The 6,895-nt window shown below is 41.2% G+C and carries 5 protein-coding genes; all 5 read left to right on the top strand.

Features of this window, described 5'->3' with window-relative positions; translation table 11 throughout:
- Positions 1-3,128 (top strand): DUF2723 domain-containing protein (locus HMPREF9007_RS12860; RefSeq protein ID WP_008761605.1); only part of this gene is annotated, 3,128 nt, incomplete at its 5' end.
- Between the two features lie 43 nt (positions 3,129-3,171).
- A complete protein-coding gene (locus HMPREF9007_RS12865; RefSeq protein WP_008761604.1) occupies positions 3,172-3,393 on the top strand; it encodes a DUF3098 domain-containing protein in 222 nt (73 codons plus the stop codon).
- A 94-nt stretch (positions 3,394-3,487) separates the two neighbouring features.
- Complete coding sequence (locus HMPREF9007_RS12870) at positions 3,488-4,039, top strand: RNA polymerase sigma-70 factor (protein ID WP_008761603.1); 552 nt, start codon at positions 3,488-3,490, stop codon at positions 4,037-4,039.
- A gap of 63 nt (positions 4,040-4,102) precedes the next feature.
- The gene (locus HMPREF9007_RS12875) at positions 4,103-5,077 is read left to right on the top strand and encodes a FecR domain-containing protein (protein WP_008761602.1); all 975 of its coding nucleotides are present in this window, start codon (positions 4,103-4,105) and stop codon (positions 5,075-5,077) included.
- A 124-nt stretch (positions 5,078-5,201) separates the two neighbouring features.
- Positions 5,202-6,895: carboxypeptidase regulatory-like domain-containing protein (locus HMPREF9007_RS12880; RefSeq protein WP_008761601.1), on the top strand; the 1,694-nt coding region annotated here is incomplete at its 3' end.

Raw genomic sequence — 6,895 nt, 5'->3', positions numbered from 1 at the left:
ACTTATTATTTAAAAGATGGAATGATTTCAGTGGTTGGCTTGTCTTCCTGATAGCAGCTTTCGTATACGGAATGACAATCGAACCTACTGCCAGTTTTTGGGATTGTCCTGAGTTTATTTCATGCGCCGAAAAGTTACAGGTCGGACATCCGCCTGGTGCACCTTTTTATATGCTGGTAGGTAATCTGTTTACACAGTTTGCCTCCGATCCCTCCCAGGTCTCACGTACAGTCAACTTTCTGAATGCACTGCTGAGTGCAGGATGCATCCTCTTTCTTTTTTGGAGTATCACTCGTCTGGTCAGATATCTTCTGAAGGAAGAAAAAGAGAATCTGTCAGTAACCGACGTGATTATCATCCTCGGCTCCGGGTTGGTAGGAGCTTTGGCATATACTTTTAGTGATACTTTCTGGTTCAGCGCAGTAGAGGGAGAAGTATATGCTTTCTCTTCTTTTCTTACTGCCTTGGTTTTCTGGATGATTCTGCGCTGGCAGGATGAGTCGGACACCGTTTATGGTGACCGATGGATTATTCTGATTGCCTATATAATCGGACTCTCCATCGGAGTACATCTGCTCAATCTGCTTTGTATTCCGGCGATTGTACTGGTTTTCTATTATCAGAAATATCAAACGATTTCGCTTAAAGGAGCTATTGCGGCGATTGCTTTATCCGGTCTGCTTATTGTATTGATACTTTTTGTCTACATTCCCGGAATGGCGGATATTGGAGGATGGTTCGAACTACTCTTTGTCAACGCCTTGGGATTCCCTTTCCAAACAGGACTGATTGTCTTTCTGGCTATCACACTTTTCCTGCTCATAGCCGGTATCTATCGTTTCAAAAAACGATTGATCAATACAGCTTTATGGTGCATACTTATGCTTACCGTAGGTTATACCACCTATGCAGTGATATTGATTCGTGCCAATGCCAATACACCACTCAATGAAAATGCTCCGGATAATATTTTCGCACTCAAAAGCTATTTGAACCGGGAGCAATACGAAAGCGCCCCTTTACTTTACGGCAAAACGTATGCCTCCGAACCGGAGTATGTGCCCGAAGGAGATTATTACAAAGTAAAAATGAAAACGGGTGGTGCTGTCTACAGACCGAATAGGGAAGAAGGGAAATATAAAGTGATTCGAAATAAAGAGGAAGTATGCTATACTCAAAATATGCTGTTTTCACGAATGTGGAATGATCGCATGGCTTCCTCCTACAAAAGCTGGTCGGAAGGAACGGACGGAGCTCCCACTCAAAAAGAGAATCTTACCTATTTCTTCACTTATCAGCTCAACTATATGTATTGGCGCTATTTTCTCTGGAATTTTGTCGGGCGTCAAAATGATATCCAGGGACATGGCGAACCGGAGCATGGAAACTGGATCACGGGGATTCCTCTGTTAGATAATCTAAGACTTGGTGACCAGCAACTTTTGCCCGAATCTTTGCGTCAGAATAAGGGGCATAACGTATTTTACGCTTTGCCGCTATTATTGGGATTAGTCGGGATTTACTGGCAGTGGATGCGGGGAAAGAAGGGAATGCAGCAGTTTAGCGTCGTGTTTTTCCTTTTCTTCATGACAGGTCTGGCTATTGTGCTATATTTGAACCAGACTCCCGGTCAGCCCCGTGAACGGGATTATGCATACGCAGGTTCATTCTATGCTTTTGCTATTTGGATAGGAATGGGAGCTGCCGGATTGTGTGACGCACTTCGAAAAAAGAAGTCATCAGTACTTCATGTCGGCCTGTTAATGTTTCTCTGCCTGCTGATTCCGGTTCAGATGGCTAGTCAGACGTGGGATGATCATGACCGGAGTAACCGTTTCACCTGCCGTGATTTTGGAGCCAATTATCTGATGACACTCCCCGACAAAGGAAATCCTATCATTTTCAGTAACGGAGATAATGATACTTTTCCCTTGTGGTATAATCAAGACACGGAAGGAGTACGCAGGGATGCCCGCATCTGCAATTTGAGTTACGCGCAAACAGATTGGTATATTTATCAGCAGCAATGCCCGTTGTATGATGCACCCGGATTACCCATTACCTGGAGTAAAGACCAATATCAGGAAGGAAAAAACGAATATGTAGCCATCCGACCGGAACTGAAAAAACAGATAGAAGAGCTTTATCAGAAACATCCGGAAGAAGCCCGTGATAGTTTCGGCAATGATCCGTTTGAGGTAAAAAACATCTTGAAGTACTGGGCATTATCGGAGAAACAGGACTTCCACGTAATCCCTACCGATACGATCAGTATCAGCATTGATAAAGATGCAGTACTCCGATCAGGCATTATGCTTCCCGACTCCATCCGTCATCTGAAAGGTGAAGATCTGAAAAATGCGATACCGGATAAGATCTATATTTCTCTGAAAGATATGCGTATTCTAACCAAGGTAGATATGCTGATGCTGGAAATGCTTGCCAACTGCAATTGGGAACGCCCATTGTACATGGCAATATCCGTCGGTGAGGTCAGCAAGCTGAAGTTTGATCATTATTTCGTTCAGGAAGGATTAGCTTTCCGTTTCACGCCTTTTGATTATAAAAAATGGGGAAATGTCAAAGGAGATAATAACTATGCGATAGATGTAGAGAGATTGTATGAAAATGTAATGAACAGATATAAGTATGGCGGACTGGACACTCCCGGACTCTATCTGGATGAAACCACCCTGCGAACCTGCTATTATCACCGGAGACTTTTCGCCCAACTGGCAAAGGAACTGATCAGGCAGGGCGACAATACCCGAGCCAGAAAGGTACTTGCCTATGCAAAACAAGCTGTTCCGGTGTACAATGTCCCCGAGATCTATGAAAGCGGGTCATTCGACATAGCCAAAGCCTATGCTACCCTAGGAGAAAAGACGAAAGCAATGCCTCTGTTAAAGTACCTGACAGCCGAATCGGAAAATTACATCAACTGGGCATTCTCATTAGGAGACAACAGGATCAGTATGGTCCAGAGAGATTGCCTGTATAAGTTCTGGCAATGGAATCAGTACAATGAACTTGTAAAAGAGATTGATAAAGAGGAATACAGGCTAAGTAATCAGCGCTTTGAGGAGAAATATGCTTTATTCTCTCAAATCGTGGGACTTAGAAACTAAAATCCGGAAATATAAACTTGAAAACAATAAAACTATCAGAAGTATGAGAAATGCATTGAGTAAAATAAATTATATTATTCTATCGATTGGTTCGATATTGATTATCACAGGATATGTATTAATGAGCGGCGAGGGGAGTACCCCTGCCGCCTATAACCCTGATATCTTCAGCAAACTTCGTATATGTATTGCACCCATTATTTGTTTACTCGGTTATTTGCTGAATGTAGTTGGCATTATTTATATTACAAAAAAGAATAATTAGCAGGGATACATCTTAAATATTTTCAAAAGAATGCGTTTTTAAGCCAAATAATTACTTCTTTTGTCCTCACTAATAAAAATGAAAGTCGGACAACATGAGTAATAACATTGACATAAAAACGCTTGAAGCCTTCCAGGATGGAAATCACAAGGCTTTTGAAACAGTTTTTATAGCCTATTACAATAAAACAAAGACTTTCATCGACGGATATATAAAATCGGAATCGGATGCCGAAGAATTGACAGAAGACCTTTTTGTCAATCTTTGGATCAATCATGATTCGATTGATGCATCCAAGTCTTTTAGTTCTTATCTGCATACGATTGCCCGAAATTCAGCCATAAACTTTTTAAAGCATAAGTATGTACACGATACTTATCTGAACAATAATCAGGAGACAGAATATAGTTCTACTTCCGAAGAAGACCTTATAGCCAAAGAATTAGGCTTATTGATAGAGGACGTTGTCGGGAAAATGCCGGAACAGCGGAAAATGATCTATACATTGAGCCGTCAGGAAGGGTTGAGCAATGCCGAGATAGCAATACAGCTCAATACCACTAAAAGAAACGTCGAAAGTCAGTTAAGCCTCGCATTAAAGGAGATACGGAAAGCTATCTCGTGCTTTTTATTGTCTTTTTTATAAAAACATCCACTTTTTCATTGAGCTTTTTGCCATCAAACTGTATATATAGTAAATACAGCAAAAATGGAAAAGAGTAATATTATCACCAGAATCATCAAGAAGTTCCTTTCCGGACGTTTTTCTGCTGAAACGGAGGAAAAGGTACAGCGATGGATTATGAAGGAAGAAAACGCGGAGGAGAAAGAAAAAGCCTCATTAGAGTATTGGAACGAACTGGATACGGAAGCCGATTCAAAAACATACAGTGCTTTAGAGCGGGTCAATTTAAGAACCGGATACAACAAAGAACATCTTGAAAATATTGTTTTATATCGTAAGTTTGTCCGCATTGTAGCCGTCGTTATTCCCATATGCTTATTGGCAGGAGGATTGCTTTATTATATCCCTTCCGAAAACGAGCAGATAGAAATATCCACAGCCTATGGCGAACAAAAGCGCTTGGTTCTGCCGGATAGTTCCGAAGTATGGCTGAACGCTGGAAGTACAATTACCTATCCGAAAACTTTTACCAAAGAGAATCGTGTCGTAACCCTTGATGGTGAAGCCTATTTCTCAGTCAGAAAAGATGATGCAAAACCTTTCATAGTAGAAACATCGCAACTATCCGTCAAGGTACTTGGAACGAAGTTCAATGTAAAGGCATATGCTAATGATGCGAATATTACCACAACGTTGACTAGTGGAAAAGTGGAAGTGAGTACGCAATCCCGTCCTCCTCAAACTCTCAAGCCCAACGAACAACTCACCTATGATAAATCGACATCAGATATTGAGATATCGACAGTAGACACTGTTGACACGAACAGTTGGGTAAAAGGGAAAATAATCTTCACCAATGCTACTGCCGAAGAAATATTCAGAACGCTGGAACGACGTTATGATACTGTTATCGATCATTCTACCGATTTTTCTGCCTCTAGACGGTACACTGTCAAATTCCTGAAAGATGAGAATTTGGATGAAATGCTGAATATATTAGGAGATATAATCGGCTTTAGCTATCGGCAGAGTGGAAACAAAATAATAATAACCAAATAAAAAAAATAGCCTATGAACAAAAAGAACCGGGAAGCAGCTTGAGACCCTCTTCCCAGTTCTGAAATGTCTATCCTCATTTAAACCGCGAAGTAAAAACGAAGTATCAACGTACAAATATAAAATAATGAATCGAATTAATGCGAATAAAAAGCCAGATAAGATGATCATTCTTTTGTTTTTTTCTATTCTGTCATTGACGGCAATTTCCCAAAATGCAGAAAAGAAAATTACAATTCAAAATAAAAATATCTCTTTAAAAGAAGCCTTTGAGCAAATAGAACTACAAACAGACTATAGCATAGCTTACGAACAGTCAAATCTGAACCTGAAAAAGAGGCAAGCATTGTCGCTAAAGTCCGCAAGCATTGAGAAGGCACTAACACAAATATTGAAAGGTACCGGATACATATACAAAATAAAGGGATATCATATTATTATCTCTCTGCCGACACCAAAAACAGAAACAATCGGCGAAAAGACACAAAAACTAACGCAAACCATAAGAGGAATTGTAGTCGATTCCAAAACTAATGCTCCAATAGAGTATGCCTCTGTCTATGTCTTAGAGGAACCTTCCTTGAATAGCTCCACAGATAGTTTGGGAAACTTCAGAATCAGCAATGTTCCTATTGGACGCTACAATATTCAAGCGTCTTTTACGGGATATCATATAAGCATAATCAGTGAGGTATCCGTAACTTCATCCAAAGAAGTATATGTAGAAATTCCGATGGACGAGAATATCCAATATCTGGCAGAAGTCCTCGTGAAGCCGGAAATAAAGAAAAACCGGACGATCAATCCTATGGCTATCACAGGCGGCCGTATGATCAGCATGGAAGAAGCCGGCAGATTTGCCAACGGCTTCGATGACCCTGCACGATTAAGTGCCGCTTTCGCAGGAGTAGCGGGAGACATCGGCACCAATGCCGTAGCCATTCGCGGAAACTCCCCGCAATTCACACAATGGAGGCTGGAAGGAATCGAAATACCTAATCCGACCCATTTTGCCGATTTGTCGGGATTAGGCGGAGGTTTCCTGTCAGCTCTGAGTACACAGGTGATCGGGAATTCGGATTTTTATAACGGAGCTTTTCCCGCAGAATATAACAATGTATTATCGGGTGTTTTCGATATGCACCTGCGCAATGGAAATAATCAAAAGTACGAACACGCTTTTCAAGTCGGACTAATGGGTATCGATCTGTCATCAGAGGGACCAATCAGTAAAAAACGAGGAAGTTCTTATCTCGTTAATTATCGTTTTTCTACTACATCACTGGCTTCCGGCAATGATCTGAACCTCAAATATCAGGATTTATCATTCAAGCTAAACTTTCCGACCTCCAAAGCCGGCACCTTTTCTATCTGGGGATTAGGTCTGATTGACAGGAACAAAGCTCCAATAGAGGAGCGTTCCAAATGGGAAACTCTGGGAGACCGGCAATCGGGAGAAAACAGGCTCGAAAAAATGGCAGGAGGGCTGGCACACAAGTATGTGATAAATGAAAACACGTATGTCCGTTCTTCTCTGTCTGCCACTTATTCCAAAGATCATACAGTGGTAGATCAACTAGCAGATGACAAACTAATCAGAGTAGGAGATATCCGGAACAGTAGGTGGGACTTCGTTTTTAATTCTTATCTGAATACGAAGTTCAGTCCGAGACATACTAACAGAACGGGAGTTACGATTACAAACCTTCACTATGATCTTGATTATCAGGTCAGCCGTTATTTCGGATTAAACAGACCTATGGAACAGATTTCAAAAGGTAATGGCGAAAGCACAGTCTTTTCGGCCTATAGCAGTTCGGT

It is taken from the genome of Bacteroides sp. 1_1_14, assembly GCF_000162515.1.
Taxonomy (GTDB): domain Bacteria; phylum Bacteroidota; class Bacteroidia; order Bacteroidales; family Bacteroidaceae; genus Bacteroides; species Bacteroides thetaiotaomicron.
The sequence above is the reverse complement of the archived record's forward strand: the minus strand, read 5'-3'. Positions and strand labels throughout refer to the sequence as shown.

Coding starts and splice junctions, on each gene's coding strand:
- HMPREF9007_RS12865 (WP_008761604.1), top strand. CDS start 3,172: ATGAGAAATGCATTGAGTAAAATAAATTATATTATTCTATCGATTGGT.
- HMPREF9007_RS12870 (WP_008761603.1), top strand. CDS start 3,488: ATGAGTAATAACATTGACATAAAAACGCTTGAAGCCTTCCAGGATGGA.
- HMPREF9007_RS12875 (WP_008761602.1), top strand. CDS start 4,103: ATGGAAAAGAGTAATATTATCACCAGAATCATCAAGAAGTTCCTTTCC.